This is a genomic window from Paenibacillus suaedae, from assembly GCF_032337355.1.
GTDB lineage: Bacteria > Bacillota > Bacilli > Paenibacillales > Paenibacillaceae > Paenibacillus_B > Paenibacillus_B suaedae.
In genome coordinates this window covers 320,990-342,161 of record NZ_JAVYAA010000002.1, presented here as the reverse complement: position 1 = coordinate 342,161, position 21,172 = coordinate 320,990, and the positions used below count along the sequence as shown (strand labels likewise).

The following is a 21,172-nucleotide window of genomic DNA, read 5'->3' as shown; positions in this document are numbered from 1 at the left end:
AACCGATAACCTTATGCTAGAAATCAACTTCATTAAAAAAATATTCTGCAAAATGAAGTACAATCGGAGTTCAATAATAGTAGAAAAATTACTGTAACTTCGTCATGAAAAGCTACATTCAACAGTTGGACACTTTGTTTTAAATGATTTATGATAATATCAAATGATATATTTATCTATCAAAAAAATGACGAATTTATACAGAAAAAGGGAGAGATTGACGATGAAGAAAGGCTTGTCAGCGTTGAAGGAAGCGAGATTTAATGCAATTCTTGATTCGGCTACTATATTGCTTGTTGAAAATCCTACTGCTTCGATGAATGAAATTGCGGAATATGCGGGAATTGGCATTGCTACACTTCATCGCTACGTCGAAAGCAGAGAGAAATTGATGCTGCTCTTGGGCCATCGGGCTATACAACTGGTAAGTGATACCGTAAACCAGATTCCACTAGATGAGGAAAGAAGCGAAAACTATATCCCGGAACTCATTGAAGCGTTAATCCCCTTAGGTGACAAAATCTATTTTCTAGGTCATGATGCATCTGTATTTAACAACAAAGAATTAGGTGAAGCCGAAGAGAAGCTGAGGGAACCCTTACGACGCGTTATTGAGTTGTTACAACAAAGAGGTTACTTTCAGCAAACGGTTAGCAGCGAATGGATTTTGAATACGCTTTATGCCCTGCTTTTCCATACATGGGAGCAGGTACATGAAGGTAATGTGCCTAAAAAATCGGCTGCAGAGCTTTTCTTAAATACGTTTTATCATGGTTTCAAAGCTAAAGATGATAATTAACATCAATAATATAGAAAGAAAAAAGGAGTGCTAGGAAATGAATCAAATCTCTATTGTAAAGGCTGATCGTCGATCCATGGTCAGCGCTAAGCTAAATGTAATGGCATTGGAATATATGGCGTTTTCACTTGCAGGATCTGAGAAGAATAACACGGTCGAAGGGACATTTCGTACGCTATGGCAGCAGGAGAACAATCGTTTTAGTCATCAATACGCTTACGAAGCTCAAATGGACGGGAAAACTTTAGGGATGATTACTTGCTATCCCGTACCTGTTTTAAATCGTCTTGCATGGCCCACATTTAAACAGCTGCTTTCATTCCGAATGCTGGGTCTTGTTGTTTATAATATTCTGAATATCAAAATGTTTTATTCCATGATCACCATGAAGGAGGGAGAAGATGACGAGTTTCACATCGGAACAATCGCCTTATTGCCCGAGAGCCGGGGATTAGGGATGGGTACCAGGCTGCTTGAGTTTGCCGAGGAACAGGCTTGCCTGCAAGGCTTTGCCAAATGCTCTCTGACGGTAAAGAAAGAGAACCATCTTGCCATTAAATTGTATCAGAGGATAGGCTACCAGATTTCAGGTGAAATCAATAAACCCAAGTTATCGTTGTACAGAATGGTCAAAAATGTAGAACCTTCAACCATTTATAAAAAAGTGATACCGGATAACCCCTTTTGATTAAAGCATTAGAGTCAAAAACAGATGGCACTACATCTGTATGTTTGTCGATCTCTTTAATCGAGAAATTAATGGATTCAGTGCGGGGCCTAACAAAGATGCTGCACTCGAAATGCGGGCATTTGCTTAGCACAAAGTGTTCTACGTCAGATCCAATTATTCCATACCGATCGTGGTAGTGAATTTAAGAATCAGTTGATCGATGAAACGTTGACTGTATTCCAAATAGGTTTCCTTTTATGGTCATGTCCTCTACATATATCCATACTAAATCGATATATTTGAATAGACTGTAAAGAACTATGTGCTTTGCACTGATCGCTCAAGGAGGAATCGTATGGATGACTCATGTGTACTCGGCCCTTTAGATCCAAAGGAAAGACGACATAAAGCGTATCAAATTCGAAAACAAGCAGCTAAAGAAGAAAAGTCGCGCAAAATCCTACCTCAGCCTTGCAATCACGATGAAAGAAAGTATCCGAACAAAATCGGAAATTTCTCGAAGGGACTGCCGCATAACGGTCTTGGAGAAGTTGATCAGCATGCCTACGGGGCATATCTCAAAGCATTGAAGAGCGGCAAGCCAAGTAAATTCGAGGAAATTCCACTCGGTGGAACGCTCAAGTTCGTTAATCCGCAAGGCGCTTACGTGTATGATCTTGCTGGTCCCGACGGACATTCCTTAACGATTCCAGCCCCGCCTTCGATAAACAGTGCAGCCGCCGCCAGCGATATGGTAGAACTATACTGGGAATCGTTGTTACGGGATGTTCCGTTCAACAGCTACGATAGAGATCCATTAGCAGCTGAAGCAGCGGGGAGCCTTTCGAATCTGAAGGATTTTTACGGGCCCAAAATAAATGGACAAGTAACACCGCAAACTTTATTTCGCGGCGTTACGCAAGGAGATCTGGTAGGGCCGTATATCTCACAATTTTTATACAAAGATATTCCATTTGGCGCCACTTCTATTATTCAAAAATACAAAATCCCTTTGGCGGGTCAACATTTCTTAACGGATTATCAAACATGGTTGAGCATTCAAAATGGTGCTGCTCCGTCTGCTTCCATTGTCTACGATCCTGAACCTCGTTTTTTAAGAAACGGAAGAGATCTGAGTGAATGGGTGCATAAAGATTTTTCTTATCAAGGTGTGTTAATGGCCTGTTTATATTTGTTGAGCTTGGGATCTTCTGCACTTGATCCGGCCAATCCGTATTTCCATTCGCGCGCCCAAACTGGATTTGTTACCTTTGGTTCTCCGTATATTTTGGATTTGGTCGCACGGGCCGCGAATTTCTCGATGGAGTCTGCCTGGTATCAGAAGTTTCTTGTGCATCGGAGACTGCGGCCGGAAGAGTTTGGCGGTCTCGTTCAACAGAAAATAACGAACAATGCAAATTATCCGATTAATGAGCAACTCGTGAATTCTCCTGCAGTTGATCTAACCTTCAATAAATACGGAACCTACTTGCTGCCGCAGGCTTATCCGGAAGGCTGCCCGGCACATCCGTCCTATCCGGCAGGTCATGCCGTAATTGCCGGCGCAGGCGTTACGATGTTAAAGGCGTTCTTCAACGAAGATTTTGTTCTCCCGAACCCAGTTACAGTGAGCAAAGACGGTCTGTCCCTTGAGCCCTTTAACGGAGCGCCGCTCACAATAGGCGGTGAATTGAATAAGCTTGCCAATAACTTGGCCATCGCTCGGGCATTTGCAGGTATTCATTATCGTTCTGATTGTTTCCATGGCATGAATTTGGGCGAGGCTGCCGCCATTGGTTTGCTTCGCAACTACCGGCATACGTTTAACGAGCCATTCTGCGGATTCAAGCTTACGAAATTCGACGGCACAACTATAATTGTGAAATGATTGCCCGAGTATAAAGAGCCTCTAACTTTCCTTTCCTCGAGAAGTAGTACAAGGTGTTTATGAAAATATAGGTTGTTATAAAACAGTGACAGCATGGACGAGAAAATAATGTCCTAGACTGTCACTGTTTATATCACTATTAATCCCATTTGAAGAAGCGCAGAGACATACTCCTACATATTACTGTAAGTACAATCATCACAACCACGGGAGTGATAACACGATCCATTGGCAGGCTAAGTGAAGCGGTTTTTAACATCATAATGCCCTGTGTTAGCGGTAATATATCGGCCACTTTTTGAAGAGCCGCAGGCATAACTTAATAAGGCAAGGTAGGTCAACAGAATGGTTAACCCTTTTGCTTTTGCCTGCACCGTTTGCGCCCAGTAAGCCAAAACCTTCACCACGACAAATCGATAGATTTAGATGATCAACTGCTTTGACATTGGCGTAAGACTTGCTCAAGTTTTCTACCTTGATTGTTGTTTCCACGTGATCAGCTCCCTCCTTAATGCTCTCTTTGCATAAATAAAATAACACCAGAGCAAAGTCTGGTGTTAAAGTGTAGGGTTTGTTGTAAATTTCGTTTTCATTTCTCCAAGGCGAGTGAGCATCATTCGAGCGTTGTTCTCGGCGTATTGCAGGGATGTAAGCCAAAATTGATCATGCTTCTTCTACATTTGTGTGTAACCGTTTCAAGCTGGTATCAAACTCTTTCTCGATAGCTTCGTCCCGTTGATAGGTAAACAGACTTATGGCAATAATGACGATAAGGTTGACGATAAATCCGGGAATGATTTCGTATATATCTCTAGTGATTTGCAAGTCAATATTTTTCCAAATAATCACTGTTGTAGCGCCCGCTAACATTCCGACAATGGCACCCCAATTGGTCATTTTCCTCCAGTACAGGCTTAACAGGATAACGGGGCCAAAGGAAGCGCCAAAACCGGCCCAGGCGTAAGCGACAAGACTTAAAATGGTTTTGTTTTCACCGCCCAGCGCAACCAGGCAGGCAATGACTGAAATCGTTAGAACAGCCATTCGTCCAAAGAACACAAGTTCTTTATCAGAGGCATTTTTACGCAGAATCAGCTTATATAAATCTTCTGTCAATGCACTTGAGGTTACAATGAGCTGAGAAGAAACCGTGCTCATTATTGCAGCCAATACGGCAGCAAGGACAAGTCCGGCAATAAACGGATGGAATAAAATTTGTCCAAGTTGAATGAAGACAGCTTCTGGATTAGACAATGTATAATTTGTTTGTGCAAAAAAAGCAAGACCTACTAATGCTGTTAATGAAGCGCCAAGTAATGTGGCAACCATCCAGCCCATACCAATACGTCGCGCAGTTTTGGTCTCTTGTACAGAGCGGATGGCCATAAATCGGACGATAATATGCGGTTGGCCAACATAGCCAAGTCCCCAGGCAGCTGCAGAGATGATGCCGAGCACAGTAGTTCCGTTAAATAAATCTAGGAGGGACGGATCTATGGCTCTGATTGTATCAACGGTGTTGGCAAACCCACCCGTCTCGCTCATTGCTAATACCGGTACAAGGATAAGAGCAAGCAGCATGATAAGTCCTTGGACAAAGTCCGTCCAACTGACAGCAAGAAAGCCCCCAAACAATGTATAGGCAACAACCACTCCGGATACGAGGAGCAGCCCCGCTATGTAAGGAAGAGAGAATGAGTTTTCAAAAAAGACGGCTCCTGCCACCATACCTGAGGAAATATAGAACGTAAAGAAAATGAGGATAACAATGGAGGAAACAATCCGCAGAAGTTTGGTGCTATCCTTAAATCGATTTTCCAAAAATGACGGAATGGTAATGGAGTTCCCGGAAACTTCCGTGTATGTGCGCAAACGTGGAGCAATAAACAGCCAGTTCAGATAGGCGCCAACCGATAAGCCAATGGCAATCCAGATATTTGACAGTCCTGTCAGGTAAATTCCTCCCGGAAGCCCCATTAACAGCCATCCGCTCATATCGGCAGCGCCAGCACTTAAAGCGGTTACAGCAGGCCCTAAGGAACGTCCCCCTAACATATAGTCCGTCAAGTTTGTCGTTTTTCGGAAAGCATACCACCCTATACTCAGCATAGTTGCCATATATATCACGATGGCAATAATTCTTGAAATATCTTCTAACACTGTTCCACCTCGTTTAAAAGATGATATTATTCAATATATTACCATTATTACGACATATTGACTTGAATTTTAAAAGTGAGTTGAACGCTACTAAGTGGGATGTTCGTACATCGTTATCTGGGAGCATCAGAGAACTTCAACTTGCCAATAGACGGAGAGGGGTCAGCCTGAAGTGCCAAAAACCCGCATAAATTGCGGGTTTTTGAACCGTTATTGTTGGGAGATGAAAGGCGTTATCCAGTAAATTCCTGAACCCATGTGTTGTTATAAAAAGCAATACCGATATGGGTATAGTTATTATTCAGTATATTTGCTCTGTGGCCTGGGCTATTCATCCAATCCTTCATAACCTGGGTAGGGGTAGTTTGCCCTTTTGCGATGTTTTCTCCAGCAGTGTTGAATGTAATCCCGAATTCCTTCAACATATCGAAGGGGGATCCATGTGTGGGAGAATTATGATCAAAGTAATTGTTGTTGTACATGTCCTGTGCCTTGACCATAGCCACATTTGACAATTCTACACTCCTACTTAAGGAACCTAATCCTGTTTTGGACCTTTCTTGATTTACTAGATCCAGAACCTGCTGCTCGAATTCGGATAAATGATTATCCATAGTACCTTCCTGTACTGATCCTGTTGAACCTGTTGGCTCCTTATTTTCAGGATTCCCTGTAGGTACCTGGTTTGCTGGATTTCCATCCGGTGTTCGAATCAGATCCAACAAATCCAATGGAATTCCATTTTGTGCTTCTTTTGTTGTCATGGAAGATCGCTCTTTCCATGACGTAGCTGTTGATGATGCCTGTGTGAGGACAGAGTTTGGCGCACTAGTATGATCATGAGTTGAAGTTCGTGTTTGCTTAGGAGTCACTTGCTTTTGCATCATATTGTTATGGGACGAACAACCTGCCACCAATAATAATACTGCTAATACAAAAAACTTTGCCATTTGCCAACCTCCTAGATCCGTTAATTAATGAAGTTACCGGATTTAGGTTTTCCTGCAAGCCTTTTACTTATTCCTCAGTACGGTTTTGGAATAAGACCAAGTTCCTCATAAAGGCGCACAGTATTAGGATGGATTCCAAAGCTACGCGCGATTTCTGCTGTTCTGTACGTATTCATGAATCCTATCACCTCATCTCTGCACGATAATATCATCACTTAAAAGTCTGGTGTGCAGAAAGAATGTAATCACGATCACGGCCAGCACTAAATAGGTGGGGGAAGCTTTTACCTGGAAGGTAGTTTAAAACCTTGATTTTCTTCTGACTGGTACGTGCCGTTATCGAATCTATTAATATAGCATATTATGTAAAGCAACGTGAAATCTACAAATGTTGCGAAAAGGGGATGGATATAAATGGCTTCATTTGAAATTGGGGCGAGATGTCTTTTCAATTTTCGAAACGAACGCTTTTTCCTATTAGTTGAAGATGAAATTAAAGTTCCAGATAAAGGTGTGGAGATTGATCCGGTTAATATCTATGAAATTGACCAGCAAACTTTCAATTTTATCGGTGCTGAAGGAGATACGAACGAGTGTGTACCAGTTGCGACACTCCCAATTGTACCACCTGGATTTAAATTAGAACGAAAATGTATTTTTACAGTAGATAACGCATACTGGGTAATCTATGATTTAGAAGATGGAACTGACAACAATGTTATATTAATCATCGATGCAGCTTTATTTAACTCATTGAAAAATGCTGGTGTTCGTGAATGTGTTCCTCAAAATTTCATTAGTTAAATGGATCAGACCTCAAGTAGAATACTTTTTGAAAAAAATTACCCCTCGTAGTTTTTTACGGGGGGAATTTTTTATGTATAAGCCTTGATGTTGTAACGTTGAATATGCATCAGGAATATTACTTTGGGCACAGATATCACTGCGGTTACAGCAAAAACGAAACAGCCTTAGCCCGATGGAAGCACGAGCTAAGACTGTTAAAGCATTTTATTTTACTGTCTATTTTACGGGGATCAGCTCAGTCATGGATAAAAACAGGACAGAAATGCCCTTCTTTGTTCCATAAGAAATGGAGCTCCTGAAATTAAGCGTATCGCTCGATCAGCGCTTCATACACACTTTTTGGACGGAGTCCGACTAATTTCTCTACCGGCTCGCCGTTATGAAACATAATGACGGTCGGCATGGACATAACGCGGTATTCAGACGCGATGGCAGGGGAGTCGTCACAGTCTATCTTGACTACGTTTACCCGTTCCCCATATTGATGATCCAACTCGTCAAGAATTGGAAGAAGCGCTTTACATGGCGGGCACCACGTTGCTCCGAATTCAACAAGTGTAACCCCTTGCTCGCGAATAAATTCGCGAAATGATTGTTCATTAACTTCGTATATACTCATCGTTATTCCTCCCGGTTCGTTGTTTGTCTTTCCTTCATAATGAAGCGGATGCGCTCTTGCAGATTGGACTTTATAGATTGAAGAAGATGAATTTGCTCGTCGATTTCCGCAAGCTTTTGCTCATATATCGGGAGCACTTCTTGGCAGAAGGCTTCTTCATTCTTGAGGACGCATTGCAGAAATCCAGCGATTTGCTCCGTTGTAAGTCCAAGGCTTAAATAAAACTGAATGGTGCGAACTTGTTCTTCCGCAAACGTTGAATATTCGCGGTAGCCATTCGTATGCCTAGCGGGAGTAAGCAATCCCTGCTGCTCATAATAACGCAGTGAGCGAAGGCTAACCCCAGTTCGGGCGGAAAGTTCACCGATTCTCATATTCAAATCCCCTTCACGAATGATTCTTCTTCATTATAAACCCTGACATTAGTGTTAAGGTCAACCACTACTTGATGTAATGTATCCAAAATAGTTGTTTTACCAAGCTAATGGCTAACGGGCATGCTAAGCGCCTTTTAAACGAAAAAGGCCAGTATCCTGTACACTAAGGATACCAGCCTCCTATTACTTTTTTACCAATCTCGATGTAGTCGTGTACATACTTGCTTCGTTAGTTTTTCCACGGTGTTTCCGTTTTGTGATCAATCACTTGGTGTAGACTAATTATCTCCGATCCGAGAAAGACTGATTGTATTGCCCTGAACAAATACCTGGAAGAACGGTGATTTTGCTCCCTTCTTGGTATAATTCATCATCAACGTTTTTTGATTCGGATTCTCCATTTGCTCCATAGTAAACTCGTATTCTCGGATGCTGCCATACATGTTATCAATGAGATTATCTACCTTCGCCTTGATTTCCTGATCGGTTAACGTAATGAGCGGCTTCTCCTTAGGCTCCCAATTCTCTTGATTCAGGTGTTCAACCTCGCCTGTAATACCGTTTGTATGAAGGGTAATCTTTTTGCCGGTTCCTCCTTTTTCCTGCAGTACGATGCTTGTTTGGTTCACATTCTCTGTGGCTGCATTAGAGGAGTCTGTCGGCTGCCCCTTTTTGCGGGAGAAATCAGCGTCACCTCGAACGTAGCTTGCATCGATAATCTCGAATGATTTTGTTTCGGGAAATGCTTGATACAGCTTCTCAAGCGTTGCTTTGCCAACCTCATCCAGCTTGACTTGTTCAGCAGTCAATGGTGTTCTAGTAAGCATTTCAATCAAGGGAGAGGACGCAAATGCTGCAGTAGGGATCAAAATTGCGACAGCGACAATACCGCCAATAAATCGTTTTTTCATCGTTTTTTCACTCCTGTTTCGTTGCAAATATTGAGAATAGGATTGTTCGATTCTTTTGGAAATGCCCGGAGGGCACTCCATAGTTTCTGCTTCTTTATGCAGATGCTCACGGATTTTGCGTTCGATAGTCATTGATCATTTCCATCCTTTCCGGGGGAAGACTCCATACGTTTTTTCGAAGCGCCTGCAGGCCGGCATGATATCTGGACTTCACTGTACCGAGCGGAATGTCGAGCAATGTCGCGATTTCCTCGAGCGTATAGTCGTGAAAAAAGCGGAGAATGATCACCGTTCGCTGTTTGTCGGTCAGTTTTTGGATTGCCTGCGATATCATTTGGTTTGTCTCATCCATCAACACAGTAGGTTGATCCCAATGAGACTCTTCCCGGGAGAAGGCACGAATGCGTTCAAAAATACGGAATCTCCGCCAGCCCTTGACCCGAAATCTCTGCACTTGACGGATTACCAAGCCGCGCAGCCAGAAGTGGAAAGGTCTGTTCGTATCATAGTTGTCAAGTGAGGTCCACATTTGCATATAAATCTCATTCATGACATCTTCTCGATCCTGCTGATGATCCACTAGAAAGGAGACTGTCCGGTAGACGTCCTGATAGGTGGCATCATACAGCGTATGGAACGCCTGTTGATTGCCATTTTTCATTTTTGTGAGCAATTGGTACATATATTCACTTTGCATTCAGAGGATCCTCCTGAGTAAGCAGCTTACACACTATATTGTCACTTTGTCGGAAAAAGGTTCGGTTCTCTTTTTATTTTTTCTCAAACGGATGCGTGCAAGAGCAAAAAAACCTCCTATTCCACACATCGTGGACTGGAGGTTTTGTTATGATGGACGAGCTACATTAGGATTCTATTTAAATAAATTAAGCGTTGTAATGATTATCGGCATGGCAAACACGTCGATAAGAAAGGCGCCTACAATGGGAACGATCAGGTACGCTTTGCGGGAAGGCCCGAAGCGTTCCGTTACCGCAGCCATATTGGCCATTGCATTAGGCGTGGCGCCGAGGCCATGTCCTGTAAAACCGGCGACCATCACGGCGGCGTCATAGTCTTTGCCCAGCAACCTGAACAAAACGAAAATCCCGAACAGAACGATAAAGAGGACTTGTACCAGCACGATGGCGAGAATCGGAAGGGCAAGATCCGCCACTTCCCATAACTTGATGCTCATAAGCGCCATGGATAGGAAGATACCAAGTGTAACATCGCTAACCAGATTGATGCTCTTCATGTCGATGGCATTCGGATTAAATCTGTCCACAATGTTGCGGACGATAACGGCCACGAACATGGCTCCGACATATCCAGGAAGGACAAAGCCTGTCGCTGACGTGAACAGTTCTCCCAAATACGTGCCAAGCGCCATACAGAATGTAATGAGCAGCACTTGGATGAAGAAGGAATTTGTCGTTATCGGTTGAACGTATGCTTCTACGCTCGCTGCTGCTTCTTCATTTGTTTCCGTCGGCTTCAGGTTGTATTTCGCTATCAAATATTTTACCGTAGGGCCTCCAACCAGACCGCCTGCGATTAGACCGAAGGTAGCTGACGCGATCCCAATTGACAATGCCGAATGGATTCCCAGATCTTCAATGGTTTGTCCAAATGCGCTTGCCGCTCCATGTCCGCCTTCCATAGACACGGCTCCTGCCATCATCCCAATAAGCGGATGAATGTCGAATAAGGAGGCGAGGGAAACCCCGATTACATTTTGCGCCAAAGCGAGGAATCCGCAGGCAAGCCAGTAAATGACGAGCAATTTGCCACCTAATTTGATGAGTTGAAAGCTTGCTCCCAATCCTACCGTGGTGAAGAACGTGAGCATGAATAGACTTTGGAGCGAAGTATCCAAGGTAATTTCCAATAGACCTGTCGCTTTCAGGATCGTTGCTAGGATAGCAAACAGCAGTCCACCAACAACGGGCGCTGGAATACAAAACTTTTGCAGTACTCCCGATTTTCTGACAAAAAAGGTTCCTAGTACAAGCAGGGCTACAGCCAAAAATATCGTACTCACTTGATTAAGCGCCAGCGTCATCAGTATTCCTCCCCATAAATGTCATGATAGCTTCATTCGTCAAGTATGCTCCCAATTTTATGGTTCTTCCGTTCTCGTCAACAGCCGGGTTCACCTCGCAAATATCAAACGAAAGCGTTTTCTTATGAGCGGCGACTGTGCGAATAAGGGTACGTACGACCATCGGTGTTAATCCGAAAGGAGAGGGAGCGCTGACTCCCGGCGCAAATGCCGCATTGAGAACGTCGGTACATAGGGTGAGCATGACATATTCTTGTTGTTCCATGAACGTGTGTAAGGATGAAATGATGGTATCGATCTGTTCTTCATGCATATCTTCTTCAAGAATGTAGCGGGCACCGAGTTCGTCCGCTTTGTCGAACAGTTCTTGTGTATTCCCGAAACGCTGGATGCCAAGCACCAAGTAGCTGCTGCTCTGATCCTGCTCTAGTATTTGGCGGAACATCGTTCCTGATGATGGCTGAGTGTCGTAGGGGCGTAGGTCGAAATGGGCGTCAATGTTGATAATTCCTAGCGGAGCATCTGGTCCGATATGCTGGCGAACACCTAAATAATGTCCATATAGCGTCTCATGTCCTCCGCCTAAAATAATGGGAGTAGCAGATTTGGCAAAGAGATCAGAGACGGCACAGCCCAATGCTGCCTGGGCATCTTCAAGCTTGTCATTGGAACAAGTCACATTTCCCGCATCGACAAGGCGATGATCTTCCGCTGTTCTCCAGGGGAGGCTTGCGAGAGCTTGCCTGATCGCATTCGGAGCCTTTGCCGCTCCTAATCTCCCTTGATTGCGCCGCACGCCTTCTTCGCATTCAAAGCCGATGATGGCGCAAGTGTTTGGAGAAAAGGTTTCCCATGGTGCATCCAGCTCCATCCGCTCCACAATTTGATGGTAGCGGAAGCTGCTTCTTCTCTCTGCATGATCCGTTCGGCCGACCCATACATCGGCTCCAATCGATTTTCGCAATGACCCCACCCTTTCTCGTATGCTGTTGTTTCATTATATGATGACATTCTTATAATTTTAAATATATAATATAAATATATTAATAGCTTTAAGCTATAAATAGGGAAAGGAAGATCGTTCTGGATATCAAACAACTCCATTATTTTGTGACGGTTGCCGATCAGTTAAGCTATTCCAGAGCCGCGCAAAAACTGCATATATCACAGCCCTCTTTAAGCAATGCTATTAAAAACTTGGAGCATGAGGTCGGATCGCCGTTGTTCGAACGAAGCACGAGAAAAATCGAACTGACGGACGCGGGCAGCGTGTTGTATGAGAAGTCGATTCGGCTGCTCTCCCAAATGAACATTTTGAAAAAAGAGATGGAGGAAGTAAAGCTGACCGGAAGAGGGGAGCTCGTGATTGGCATGATCGAGTCCGTAAGGCAATGGGTGCCCCAAGTGATCCGTGAATATCACAGTCGCTTTCCTTCGATGCATATTAAGCTGTTCGAGGTGCTGAGCAGAAAGGCGGTCGTCGATTCCTTGCGGAAATACCATACCCACCTCGTCATTACGAACCAGTGCATCCATGAAGGCGATATTGAATCGCTCCCTTTGTATAAGGAAAGGTTAGTCCTAGTGCTGCATCGGGAACACGCTTTAGCCCAGAAGGATTCCATTACATTCAAAGAGTTGGAGAAAGAACCCTTCATTATTAGCATGGAAGGTTTCCAGACGAGAGAAGATATTTTGAGAGCCTTTGCGTTCGAGCAATCATCTCCGAACATCAAATTCGAAATCGAACGGTTTGAGACTGCACTGACATTAGTAAGAGAAAACCTTGGGGTTGCTATTATTCCAGAAAATTATTTGGTTGAACCGAAGGATGAATCGATTGTCCGCAAAACGTTGGATTCACCTGCGTTGGAACGTACAGTCTATTTGATGGTTATGAAAAATCGGTATTTGGCCCCTGCAGTTCAGTGCTTCTTGGAAGAGATACAACGCAACTTTGCGCCGAGGCACAAAGCAACGGATGTGATATATCGTATGGGTAAGGGTGAAAAAGAGAAGTTAGAGAGTAGTAATCTTTAAGGTAAGGAGGTTCGTGCCATTTCTTTACTTTGTATCTGTTCGTGAAGTTCATAGATATCATCGTGGTATTTGCAAGCTTCGCAAAAATCATGAGAAAGCTCAATAATAAGATGAAAGAGGTATCAATGAGATGGAACAAATCAAAGCTATAAAAACCGAAATAGGTGAAATTCATGGAAGAGACGCGATCTTTCTGGATGATATTCAATTCAATTATCAAAAGAATGAAGTTAAAGATAAGTGGTTCATTATGTACAGAATCGGATTATGATGAGTTTATTGGATACGAGTTGCTATTCAAGAAAGTTTATTACTTTAATATGGTTGAGTTAGATGTGAGTTTTCAGATGTTTGATGATTCATACAATGAATGTTGTAGTTTTGCGGAAATATATAATACAAAAATACTTAGAGATATAAAAAATGCAAGAAATATGGAGTTAAAGCAATATGTAATATATACATATGACGACGATCGCATGTGAAGAATTCGAATTAAGATTAAAAAATTAAGAGCAGTAGGCGACGTTACACGAAAGGCTAAGAGAACAAATCGAAGCAATCAACTTAAATGGATAAGATCTAGGGTTGAATATTTATGTTCCAAAGCTCGAACCATCGTAACTAGGAGGTAGGCTCTCGGAGCGTAGATAAGATCGTTATATGAAATTTCAATAGTCAATCTTGTCGGTGTGACGCATCCTCCACTCCACGAGACGCTTGATTCTTCTTGGAGTCGTGGTAGAGCTTTTTCTCCCTTCTTGCCTTTCTTTGTTTTATTTTTACGCTTGCGTTGTTTCTTGGGTTTGAGATTTTTGTCCACAGTAGGCCCGAGTCGGTTGAAAAAAGAGTTTAGCAACGTTTCACACATATTTTTACCAATTGAAGATGTAGTAGAAATAAAGAATCCCCCTACAGAAGTAGGAGGATGACAAGCCCTCGCTATTCGACAGCTTCGACCGTGACGATCGGATTGGCCAGCAGATTCGTCTTGATCGATGCATCACCGCTGTCCTCCAGTTGCGCCTCGAAATAATCCTTGAACCGGCTGAAATGCTTCTGCATCCGGTCTGCGGCCCGCACGGAGGCCAGCATTTGAATCCCCTTGAATCCAATCATTACCACCGCGGCAGTGCATAACAATTCAGCGGGTTCAGGACGTCTCGGATCGTCATATACATTAGCCTCTCCCGGCCGAGTCCTGAAAGTCAGGATCCCATTCGTATTTCTCGCGCACAATCCGGTTCACCTCGTCGGCGATGCGATCCCATTTTTCATGCGGGTGCTGTCGAATCATCCGGTGCAGCCGGAGCAAGCGCACCTTCGGCAGTCGATGGGCGTAGCGTCGTACCAATCCGGGATAGGCGAGCACGTAACGCTTCATGCGTACGGCCGCGCCGGCCACGCCCGCCAGGATGTCCTGGCCGTTGTCCAGCCCGAGAATTTCCGGCTCATAATGGATGACAAACTGGAACGTGCGGTCCTTGATCAGATCCCGCTTGATTTTGGCGATCTCGCCGATGTAATCGGCCAATAGCGGATCATATTGCTGTAGCAAGAGCGGTTCCAGTTCCAGCTCCATATCTTTGCGCAGTGCGAAGTAATGAAGCAGTGCCAACTGCTGCAGCCGAATCGTATCGTTGCGGATTAACGGCAGCAGCTGGCGCAGCAGTTCGTAGGTGAGCTGCTTGTCGTCATCCCAATGCGAGAAGGCGTGCTCCCAGTCGCGGTATAGATCCTGAGCCAGCTTCTCCTGCTCGCGCTGCAGCAGCTGGTCCAGCTCGCGGCTGGCTTCGGCGGACCTCGCCTTGCGCTGGACGAACCAGAGCAGGCCGATAAGCAGAATGGACGCTGCGGCGCAGAGCGCCATCTGACCGAATGTGTCGCTAAGCAGGATGCCGATGAGCCCAAGCAGCAGGGCGAAGAGCTGCTTCGTCTGCATTGATCGCCTCACCCGGGCGGCCGCGTACCGTTCGATCGGGCGCAGCGAGGTTTTGCCGCAGACAGGACAGACATCTTCCTCCAGCGCGGTGAAGGCCTGACACGAGCCGCATCGATGCACGAGATGATAGAGATGCTTCGGCTTGCGGTACGGTCTGAAATAGACAGGTATTTTTTTCATGTCGGTCTCCCGCTCTCTCCGTTCACAATAGAGACAAGCCGGGCGTCAATATCCGCCGGCGAAGGCGTCGTCTTCCGCCGAACCCAATAGAGGACGGTCTGGCTGGCGACAAATAGAAACAAAATTGCGATACAACAGTATGCTAACATAGTGAGTTCCTTCCTTTTAACAGCAAACTAGAGTAATAGGATATGCTCCGCAAGCCCATAGTAAACTATCAAGGCTGCGTGTCCTTGTATTCGTATACTGATTAGACAAATTTCGACAATTGTATCCTTCATTCGGATGACTTTGTCCCTATTGCATAGTGTCGAATAAGGTTGAACTTTATAGTTACTGATTATATCATAATGACAGATTGGTGATAGAATCGACAAATATATTGTCATTTCAGACGATATGGTGGCGGGGAAGTCGAGAAAATTCAGAAAATGTTCATCTAATCTTAATAACTATAAGGTATAACAAAATAGTGCCTTCTTCAGTGGCGCATGTGTGCCTGCCATTAACCTATCACTTTATGATAAAGGAGTACAATTATGCTTCGGAGAAAATTAGCTGCTTACATGATGTTATTCACTCTGGCATTCGGCTTGCTGCCCATGCTCGGGAAGGTGCCTGCAGCGCAGGCGGCCGAGGCGGCCTCGAAGATCGATGCCATGCTTGTTATCGATGTGAGTAATTCGATGGATACGAGCGATACAGACAAGATCGGCAACGAAGCGATGAAGATGTTCATCGATATGCTGTCTTCCGCAGGCGACAAAGTCGGCATCGTCGCTTATACCGATAAAATCGAACGCGAGAAAGCGCTGCTGGAAATTCAGTCCCAGGAGGACAAGGAGGATCTGAAGCAGTTCATCGATCAATTGAACCGCGGGGCCTATACCGATATCGCGGTTGGGGTGAAGGAAGGCGTCAAGGTGCTCGAGCAGGGAGCCGACCCGGCCCATGAGCCGATGATCGTGCTGCTGGCTGACGGCAACAACTATTTGAACAAGAACAGCGGCCGCACGCAGGCGAAGTCGGATCTGGAGCTGAGCGCGGCGGTAAAAGAAGCGAAGCAAAAGGGCATCCCGATCTATACGATCGGACTGAACGCCGACGGGCAGTTGAACAAGGAAGCGCTGGCCGAATTGTCGAAGCAGACGAACGGCAAATCGTTCGTCACATCGTCGGCGGACGACCTTCCGCAAATATTGAGCGAAATTTTTGCCAGCCATCAGAAGCTGAAAATCGTTCCGGTCCAGCCGATCACCGGGAACGGGAGCTATCAGGACGTGACGGTGAACGTGCCGAATGCGAACGTCATGGAGGCCAATATTTCGATCCTGTCCTCGAAGCCGGTTGAATTGAAGCTGTACGACCCGTCCGGCAAGGAGGTCGCGATTCCTTCCGATGACGTCCAGCTATCCCGTTCGAATAGCTATTCGCTCCTGAAGCTGATCCAACCGGTCCAGGGCGACTGGAAGCTGAAGGTCAAGGGGGCGGATAAGGACAAGATCGATATTAATCTCGTCTTCAACTATGATCTGGATCTGACGATGGACCCGATTTCGGCCAAAACGTATAAAAAAGGCGATAAAATCAAAATCGGCGCCTACTTGACCAGCAATGGCCGGAAGCTGCAAAATGATGCGCTGTACCAGAACATGAGCGCCGTGCTGAATGTCAAGGATCTCGATACCGGCGATACGGTCGATCTTCCCCTCGCTCAGGCGGGCAACCGCTTCGAAGGGGAATTCGAGGTGAAGGACAAGCATGATTACGAGATCATAGTAAGGGCGGAGGAGAAAAGCTTCTACCGGGAGACGGAGCCGGTCAAGGTGAGCGCCAAGCCCGCGGGCGCCGGATCGTCTGCTCAAGCAGGGGCAGGCGAAGGAGATGCGGCTAAGCCGTTCCCGACGTGGATCGTCTATGCGGCTATCGTCCTCATCGTCCTCGCTCTGACCGCCGGGTTCCTCCTCGCGGCATGGAAGAAGGCGAACCGCGGCTTCGTCGGCCAGATGGTCATCGAGATCCGCGATGAGAATACGGGAGAGAAGACCTATCCGCAATATAAGAAGTTGACCGCCTTCAAAGGCAAATTCACGATTCACCAGCTGCTGCAGTTGGCGCCTGAGTTCAAGGAGACCGAGAAGATGGTGTTTATGCCGGGCAAGAGCGACCGCATCCTGCTCAAGAACGGATCGGCCGGGACAGTTGAGAAATCGGGCCGCGCCGTCGATGCGAGCAGAGGGCTGGAGATGAAGAGCGGCGACCGGATTACAGTGCCGCTGCAACAGGTTGATAAAACGGTCTGGATTGAATATATCGTGTAGAACCGTTCCGCAAGCCCGTTTTTGAACTTGAAATGATAGGGAGGAACATCCATTTATGAAACCAATCGTCAGAGAACATATTCAGCAATTGGACGTATCGCTAGGCGGAGGCATCGTCAGCGACAAGATCCGCGTCGACACGATCGACAATCCGATCCTGATTATCGGCTTGGGAGGGACCGGCATCGACGCCCTGCTGCGCTTGAAGTATCAGATCAATCGCAGATTCAAGCTGCCAGAGGATCCGATCTCGAAGAAGAAGCGCGGGAAGCCGGACAATGTGGAGTTCCTGGCATTCGAGACGAATGAACAGGATCGCAACAAAACATACCGCGGCATCGGACTCGATCCGCTCAATGAATTCGTGCTGCTGTCGAACGCCGAGATAGGCGGGCTGCTGCAGAACCGCAGCATTCTGGAGCCATATATTACCGAGTGGCTCTCCCCTGAGCTGAGCATCACCGACGGAATGAACGGCGCCGCCGGCGTGCGCCAGGCGGGCCGCCTGCTTCTGTTCACCAAGATCAATCAGGTCGTGCAGGCGATTGACAAGAAGATTAAGACGCTGTCCGTCGGCACGAACAAGAAGCTGATGGTGTTTCTGCTGTCCGGCTTGTCCGGCGGGACCGGCAGCGGCTGCTTCTTGGACATCGCCTATATCGTGCGCGGCATTATCGAGCGGGATTATGGCTCGGCGGGCATCGATCGCGTCAATACGCTCGGCTATCTGTTCACTCCGGACGTGAACCTGTCGAACAAGAGCCTAAGCGAGCATACGCGCGAATATATCAAGAAGAACGGCTACGCTGCGCTCAAGGAGCTTGATTACTGGATGAACGTCGATAGCCGCGGCGAGCGCTTCCGGCAGAAGTACGGCAACATTTTGACGGTCAATTCTCCGCTGTCACCGTTCAACCTGTGCCATCTGATCTCGGCGACGAACACGGAAGGGAAGCTGCTGGAGAACGCGTATGACTACTGTATGAACGTGACGGCGGAGAACATCACGAACTTCATGGCGAGCGAGGAGAAGCAGTCAGGCGAGGAATTCGCGATTCACGATTACATCAGCAACATCCGCACGAATATCGCCCAGATGAACCGGGCGTATCCGGCGAATTACGAATACAACATCATCGGGGCTTCGTCGGCCGTCTTGCCGATTGAAGAGATGACGACCTATCTCGGGTACCGCCTGTTCCAGAAGATGGAGAAGATGTTCCAGAAGGCGCCGAGCCAGGAGGAGGTCGAGAAGTTCGCCCGCAAGCTAGGCGTCGATCTCGACACGATGGTGCAGACGTTCGAATCGCGCGTGCCGGAGCCGCTGCCAGGCTTCGAGAACAGCGAGCGCCTGAGCTATAACAATGTCATCAAAATGCAAGTCGTCAATATGGATACGGAGCTGGAGCAGACATTCCTAGCACGGGCGCGCGAGGAATACATCAAGGCGAAGAAGCAGCTTCCCGGCGAGATCGTCGGCAGCTTCACCGATCAGATCCGGCGGATGTTCCTCCATCCGGAGCAGGGGCCGTTCTATGTGTCTCGTCTTATCTACACGGAGAAGGGCTTCTGCTTGTTGAAAATGCTGCTCTCCTACATCGAGACGCTGCGCGAAAATCTGCATCATATTCCGCGCGACATCGAGGCGGCACAAGAGCAGGCGAGCGAGCGTCTCGGCGATGCGAAGAGCGCCTTTATTTCCAAGGACAAGAAGAAAAATATGTACATCGAAGCCAAAATTCAGGAATATTGGCTGCATGCCGATGTGGAGCGCACGGAGCAGATGATCGAATTCTACGAAGATCTGTATCAGTTGTTGAACCATGAGAACAACCGCATTTATAGTGTATTTACTGAAATATTGAACGCGCTCAACTCGATCTTCGAGAAGAACGGCGACATTCTGATCAACGGCGAGGAGCAAGCCGACCATAAGGGGAACCGGACCTATTACTGGAACATCGTCAGCGTACCGGACATCTCGAAAGTGATCAGCAACATTATGGATCAGAAGGAAGTCGACGACCTGATCCGCGACTTCTCGCTGGAACTGCTGAATCACTCGAACCAATGGGTCAAGGAGCAGGAGCTTGATATCGTCAGATCGATTTCGGATTTCCTGTCGGACAAGTTCGGCGATCTGATTACGCAATCCATGGAAGAGTTCCTTGTCATGAAGTTCGGCAACGACGAGTCGATCGATAAGTTCGTCGAGCGCCAGATCGCGAGCAAGCTGGATGACGAGGCGGTTCCGGTGTTCCATTTGAGCAACAGCTCGGGCAATCTGCATTTTCCGCGCTGGGGCTTCGTATCAGTGCCCGTCAAGGCGCCGAGCATTCTCAAAGGGATCCGCAACTACCAGAACAATGCGGTCGGCAAGTCGAACTTCACCGTCAAGGAGAGTGAGGTGAAGAACCGCATATTCTGGCTGAATACGCATAACGGGGTGCCGCTCTTCGTCTATACGCCGCTCAAAGTATACGAGGAGAGTTATGAGCGCACGATTCTCGACAAAGAAGGGATCGGCCGCCATCTCGTGCAGACAGACAAGGCGAACTGGACGTATCTTCCTTCCCCAATCCCGGAGCAATCATGGGGAGATACGTACCGGAACGAACGGGTGCAGAAATACAACGCCCGCGTCCGCACCGAGTTCGAGCGGGGCGCGCGGTTCAAGACCGTCATCGAGAAGGGGATGGACGACAATACGAGCAACCGCTATGCCGTCGTCTTCACGAAGCCGTTCAACCTCACGGACATGCTCACAAGCTACGATCTGCAGCTGCAGGCCGCGAAGCCGAATCTCGGGGAAGTGAAGCGCGCATACCTGGATCTGAAGCGGCTGCTCGAAGAGGGCTTGGAGCCGGTTGAGACCAAAGATATTTTCGGCAGCATCAGCGAGGAGCTGGCGAAGGAGAATCTGATCCGTTCGCCGGAGCTGATCGCGCGTCTGCGTGAGGAGCTGGCCAAGTACGAAGCGATCAAGGCGAAGGTGGTGGAGTTCGAGCAATTGCTCGGACAGCATCAGGACGAGGAGAAGCAGCAGGATCAATTCATCGAAGCGATGTACACCGGAACGATCTGCAAAAAAGGCGCGCTCTATGTATATGACCGCGACGAGGAAGAGGAAGCGTGGGAGCCGTTCGTCAATCTAATGAAGAGCCGGGATTATGTCGAGTACGAGGTATACGAGCACTTCCGCGGCCTGGATGAGAAGCATCGCGGCACGCTGCTGCGCAAATCGGCCCGCCGCGCCGCCGAGATGACGGCAACGGAGGATGTCGATCCGCTGCTGGCGAAGCTGGATGAGCTGTACACGGCGTTCCTAGAGGCGCGCGAGCGGCTGGAATACGAGAAAATCGAACTGGCGAACGGCGAGGATACGTACCAGTTCTACAAGCAGTTGACGACCAAGCTGAACGCCATTCGGAGAAAGTTGAAATAAG

General features: G+C 46.9%; 19 protein-coding genes and 3 pseudogenes. 9 read left to right on the top strand and 13 right to left on the bottom strand.

The genetic code is table 11. From position 1 onward, the window contains the following. The first annotated feature begins 223 nt into the window (after positions 1-223). The 4 genes and pseudogenes from RQP50_RS09220 (at position 224) to RQP50_RS09205 (ending at position 3,357) form a co-directional block, all read left to right on the top strand. Positions 224-799 carry a TetR/AcrR family transcriptional regulator gene (locus RQP50_RS09220; protein WP_142546510.1) on the top strand — a complete coding sequence of 192 codons (576 nt, stop codon included), beginning with the start codon at positions 224-226 and terminating at the stop codon, positions 797-799. 37 nt (positions 800-836) lie between these two features. Next, complete coding sequence (locus RQP50_RS09215) at positions 837-1,487, top strand: GNAT family N-acetyltransferase (protein WP_315744973.1); 651 nt, start codon at positions 837-839, stop codon at positions 1,485-1,487. 7 nt (positions 1,488-1,494) lie between these two features. Next, a pseudogene (locus tag RQP50_RS09210) lies at positions 1,495-1,715 on the top strand (DDE-type integrase/transposase/recombinase); the annotation flags it as partial. A 109-nt stretch (positions 1,716-1,824) separates the two neighbouring features. Next, the gene (locus tag RQP50_RS09205) at positions 1,825-3,357 is read left to right on the top strand and encodes a vanadium-dependent haloperoxidase (protein WP_315744971.1); all 1,533 of its coding nucleotides are present in this window, start codon (positions 1,825-1,827) and stop codon (positions 3,355-3,357) included. Between the two features lie 351 nt (positions 3,358-3,708). Here the strand turns inward: RQP50_RS09205 and RQP50_RS29450 are convergent. From RQP50_RS29450 to RQP50_RS29300, 4 genes and pseudogenes are all read right to left on the bottom strand, one after another. Continuing rightward, a pseudogene (locus RQP50_RS29450) lies at positions 3,709-3,849 on the bottom strand (ABC transporter ATP-binding protein); the annotation flags it as partial. A gap of 171 nt (positions 3,850-4,020) precedes the next feature. Next, positions 4,021-5,517, bottom strand: a complete 1,497-nt coding sequence (gene putP / locus RQP50_RS09195; protein ID WP_315744969.1) for a sodium/proline symporter PutP — start codon at positions 5,515-5,517, stop codon at positions 4,021-4,023. Between the two features lie 233 nt (positions 5,518-5,750). Next, complete coding sequence (locus RQP50_RS09190; protein ID WP_315744967.1) at positions 5,751-6,467, bottom strand: CAP domain-containing protein; 717 nt, start codon at positions 6,465-6,467, stop codon at positions 5,751-5,753. Positions 6,468-6,541: 74 nt separating this feature from the next. Then, the gene (locus RQP50_RS29300; RefSeq protein ID WP_370510407.1) at positions 6,542-6,643 is read right to left on the bottom strand and encodes a MerR family DNA-binding transcriptional regulator; all 102 of its coding nucleotides are present in this window, start codon (positions 6,641-6,643) and stop codon (positions 6,542-6,544) included. A 238-nt stretch (positions 6,644-6,881) separates the two neighbouring features. Between RQP50_RS29300 and RQP50_RS09185 the strand changes: the two genes are divergently transcribed. Continuing rightward, the gene (locus RQP50_RS09185) at positions 6,882-7,271 is read left to right on the top strand and encodes a spore coat protein (protein WP_072728546.1); all 390 of its coding nucleotides are present in this window, start codon (positions 6,882-6,884) and stop codon (positions 7,269-7,271) included. 304 nt (positions 7,272-7,575) lie between these two features. Here RQP50_RS09185 and trxA read toward each other — a convergent pair whose 3' ends face one another. The 6 genes and pseudogenes from trxA to hutG form a co-directional block, all read right to left on the bottom strand. Beyond that, the gene (gene trxA, locus RQP50_RS09180) at positions 7,576-7,893 is read right to left on the bottom strand and encodes a thioredoxin (RefSeq protein ID WP_072728545.1); all 318 of its coding nucleotides are present in this window, start codon (positions 7,891-7,893) and stop codon (positions 7,576-7,578) included. Positions 7,894-7,895: 2 nt separating this feature from the next. Further along, positions 7,896-8,267, bottom strand: coding sequence for a MerR family transcriptional regulator (locus RQP50_RS09175; protein WP_028532044.1), 372 nt, complete (start codon positions 8,265-8,267; stop codon positions 7,896-7,898). A gap of 290 nt (positions 8,268-8,557) precedes the next feature. Next, positions 8,558-9,313 (bottom strand): annotated as a pseudogene (locus RQP50_RS09170) (hypothetical protein); the annotation flags it as partial. Continuing rightward, a complete protein-coding gene (locus RQP50_RS09165; RefSeq protein WP_315744962.1) occupies positions 9,288-9,878 on the bottom strand; it encodes a sigma-70 family RNA polymerase sigma factor in 591 nt (196 codons plus the stop codon). The pseudogene RQP50_RS09170 and the gene RQP50_RS09165, both read right to left, overlap by 26 nt. Positions 9,879-10,052: 174 nt before the next feature. Then, positions 10,053-11,243 (bottom strand): sodium/glutamate symporter, encoded by a 1,191-nt coding sequence (gene gltS / locus RQP50_RS09160; protein ID WP_315744960.1) that lies wholly within the window; start codon positions 11,241-11,243, stop codon positions 10,053-10,055. Further along, positions 11,227-12,216 (bottom strand): formimidoylglutamase, encoded by a 990-nt coding sequence (gene hutG / locus RQP50_RS09155; RefSeq protein WP_072728542.1) that lies wholly within the window; start codon positions 12,214-12,216, stop codon positions 11,227-11,229. The genes gltS and hutG overlap by 17 nt, the downstream gene beginning before the upstream one ends. Positions 12,217-12,326: 110 nt before the next feature. Between hutG and RQP50_RS09150 the strand changes: the two genes are divergently transcribed. After that, a complete protein-coding gene (locus tag RQP50_RS09150) occupies positions 12,327-13,283 on the top strand; it encodes a LysR family transcriptional regulator (protein ID WP_072728541.1) in 957 nt (318 codons plus the stop codon). Positions 13,284-13,413: 130 nt separating this feature from the next. Further along, entirely contained in the window at positions 13,414-13,554 is a 141-nt protein-coding gene (locus RQP50_RS09145) for a hypothetical protein (protein WP_227774501.1), read from the top strand. A 671-nt stretch (positions 13,555-14,225) separates the two neighbouring features. Here RQP50_RS09145 and RQP50_RS09140 read toward each other — a convergent pair. From RQP50_RS09140 to RQP50_RS09130, 3 genes are all read right to left on the bottom strand, one after another. Then, a complete protein-coding gene (locus tag RQP50_RS09140; protein WP_227774499.1) occupies positions 14,226-14,378 on the bottom strand; it encodes a hypothetical protein in 153 nt (50 codons plus the stop codon). An 85-nt stretch (positions 14,379-14,463) separates the two neighbouring features. Next, on the bottom strand, positions 14,464-15,405 hold the full coding sequence (locus RQP50_RS09135) for a hypothetical protein (RefSeq protein ID WP_315744955.1): 942 nt from the start codon (positions 15,403-15,405) through the stop codon (positions 14,464-14,466). Further along, on the bottom strand, positions 15,402-15,554 hold the full coding sequence (locus tag RQP50_RS09130) for a hypothetical protein (protein ID WP_175560651.1): 153 nt from the start codon (positions 15,552-15,554) through the stop codon (positions 15,402-15,404). Before RQP50_RS09130 ends, RQP50_RS09135 begins: the two co-directional genes overlap by 4 nt. A 390-nt stretch (positions 15,555-15,944) precedes the next feature. On the opposite strand from RQP50_RS09130, the gene RQP50_RS09125 reads away from it, so the two are divergent. Together RQP50_RS09125 and RQP50_RS09120 are read left to right on the top strand one after the other, a co-directional pair. Further along, positions 15,945-17,726, top strand: coding sequence for a vWA domain-containing protein (locus RQP50_RS09125; protein WP_072728539.1), 1,782 nt, complete (start codon positions 15,945-15,947; stop codon positions 17,724-17,726). Between the two features lie 55 nt (positions 17,727-17,781). After that, positions 17,782-21,171 (top strand): tubulin-like doman-containing protein, encoded by a 3,390-nt coding sequence (locus RQP50_RS09120; protein WP_072728538.1) that lies wholly within the window; start codon positions 17,782-17,784, stop codon positions 21,169-21,171. Position 21,172 lies beyond the last annotated feature (1 nt).

What these genes read in the sequence shown, in the direction of transcription:
- RQP50_RS09185 (WP_072728546.1), top strand. Translation starts at nt 6,882, where the DNA reads ATGGCTTCATTTGAAATTGGGGCGAGATGTCTTTTCAATTTTCGAAAC.
- RQP50_RS09125 (WP_072728539.1), top strand. Translation starts at nt 15,945, where the DNA reads ATGCTTCGGAGAAAATTAGCTGCTTACATGATGTTATTCACTCTGGCA.
- RQP50_RS09120 (WP_072728538.1), top strand. Translation starts at nt 17,782, where the DNA reads ATGAAACCAATCGTCAGAGAACATATTCAGCAATTGGACGTATCGCTA.
- gltS (WP_315744960.1), bottom strand. Translation starts at nt 11,243, where the DNA reads ATGACGCTGGCGCTTAATCAAGTGAGTACGATATTTTTGGCTGTAGCC.
- RQP50_RS09205 (WP_315744971.1), top strand. Translation starts at nt 1,825, where the DNA reads ATGGATGACTCATGTGTACTCGGCCCTTTAGATCCAAAGGAAAGACGA.
- RQP50_RS09140 (WP_227774499.1), bottom strand. Translation starts at nt 14,378, where the DNA reads ATGCTGGCCTCCGTGCGGGCCGCAGACCGGATGCAGAAGCATTTCAGC.
- RQP50_RS29300 (WP_370510407.1), bottom strand. Translation starts at nt 6,643, where the DNA reads ATGAATACGTACAGAACAGCAGAAATCGCGCGTAGCTTTGGAATCCAT.
- RQP50_RS09190 (WP_315744967.1), bottom strand. Translation starts at nt 6,467, where the DNA reads ATGGCAAAGTTTTTTGTATTAGCAGTATTATTATTGGTGGCAGGTTGT.
- RQP50_RS09220 (WP_142546510.1), top strand. Translation starts at nt 224, where the DNA reads ATGAAGAAAGGCTTGTCAGCGTTGAAGGAAGCGAGATTTAATGCAATT.
- trxA (WP_072728545.1), bottom strand. Translation starts at nt 7,893, where the DNA reads ATGAGTATATACGAAGTTAATGAACAATCATTTCGCGAATTTATTCGC.
- RQP50_RS09215 (WP_315744973.1), top strand. Translation starts at nt 837, where the DNA reads ATGAATCAAATCTCTATTGTAAAGGCTGATCGTCGATCCATGGTCAGC.
- RQP50_RS09135 (WP_315744955.1), bottom strand. Translation starts at nt 15,405, where the DNA reads ATGAAAAAAATACCTGTCTATTTCAGACCGTACCGCAAGCCGAAGCAT.
- RQP50_RS09145 (WP_227774501.1), top strand. Translation starts at nt 13,414, where the DNA reads ATGGAACAAATCAAAGCTATAAAAACCGAAATAGGTGAAATTCATGGA.
- RQP50_RS09165 (WP_315744962.1), bottom strand. Translation starts at nt 9,878, where the DNA reads ATGCAAAGTGAATATATGTACCAATTGCTCACAAAAATGAAAAATGGC.
- RQP50_RS09130 (WP_175560651.1), bottom strand. Translation starts at nt 15,554, where the DNA reads ATGTTAGCATACTGTTGTATCGCAATTTTGTTTCTATTTGTCGCCAGC.
- RQP50_RS09175 (WP_028532044.1), bottom strand. Translation starts at nt 8,267, where the DNA reads ATGAGAATCGGTGAACTTTCCGCCCGAACTGGGGTTAGCCTTCGCTCA.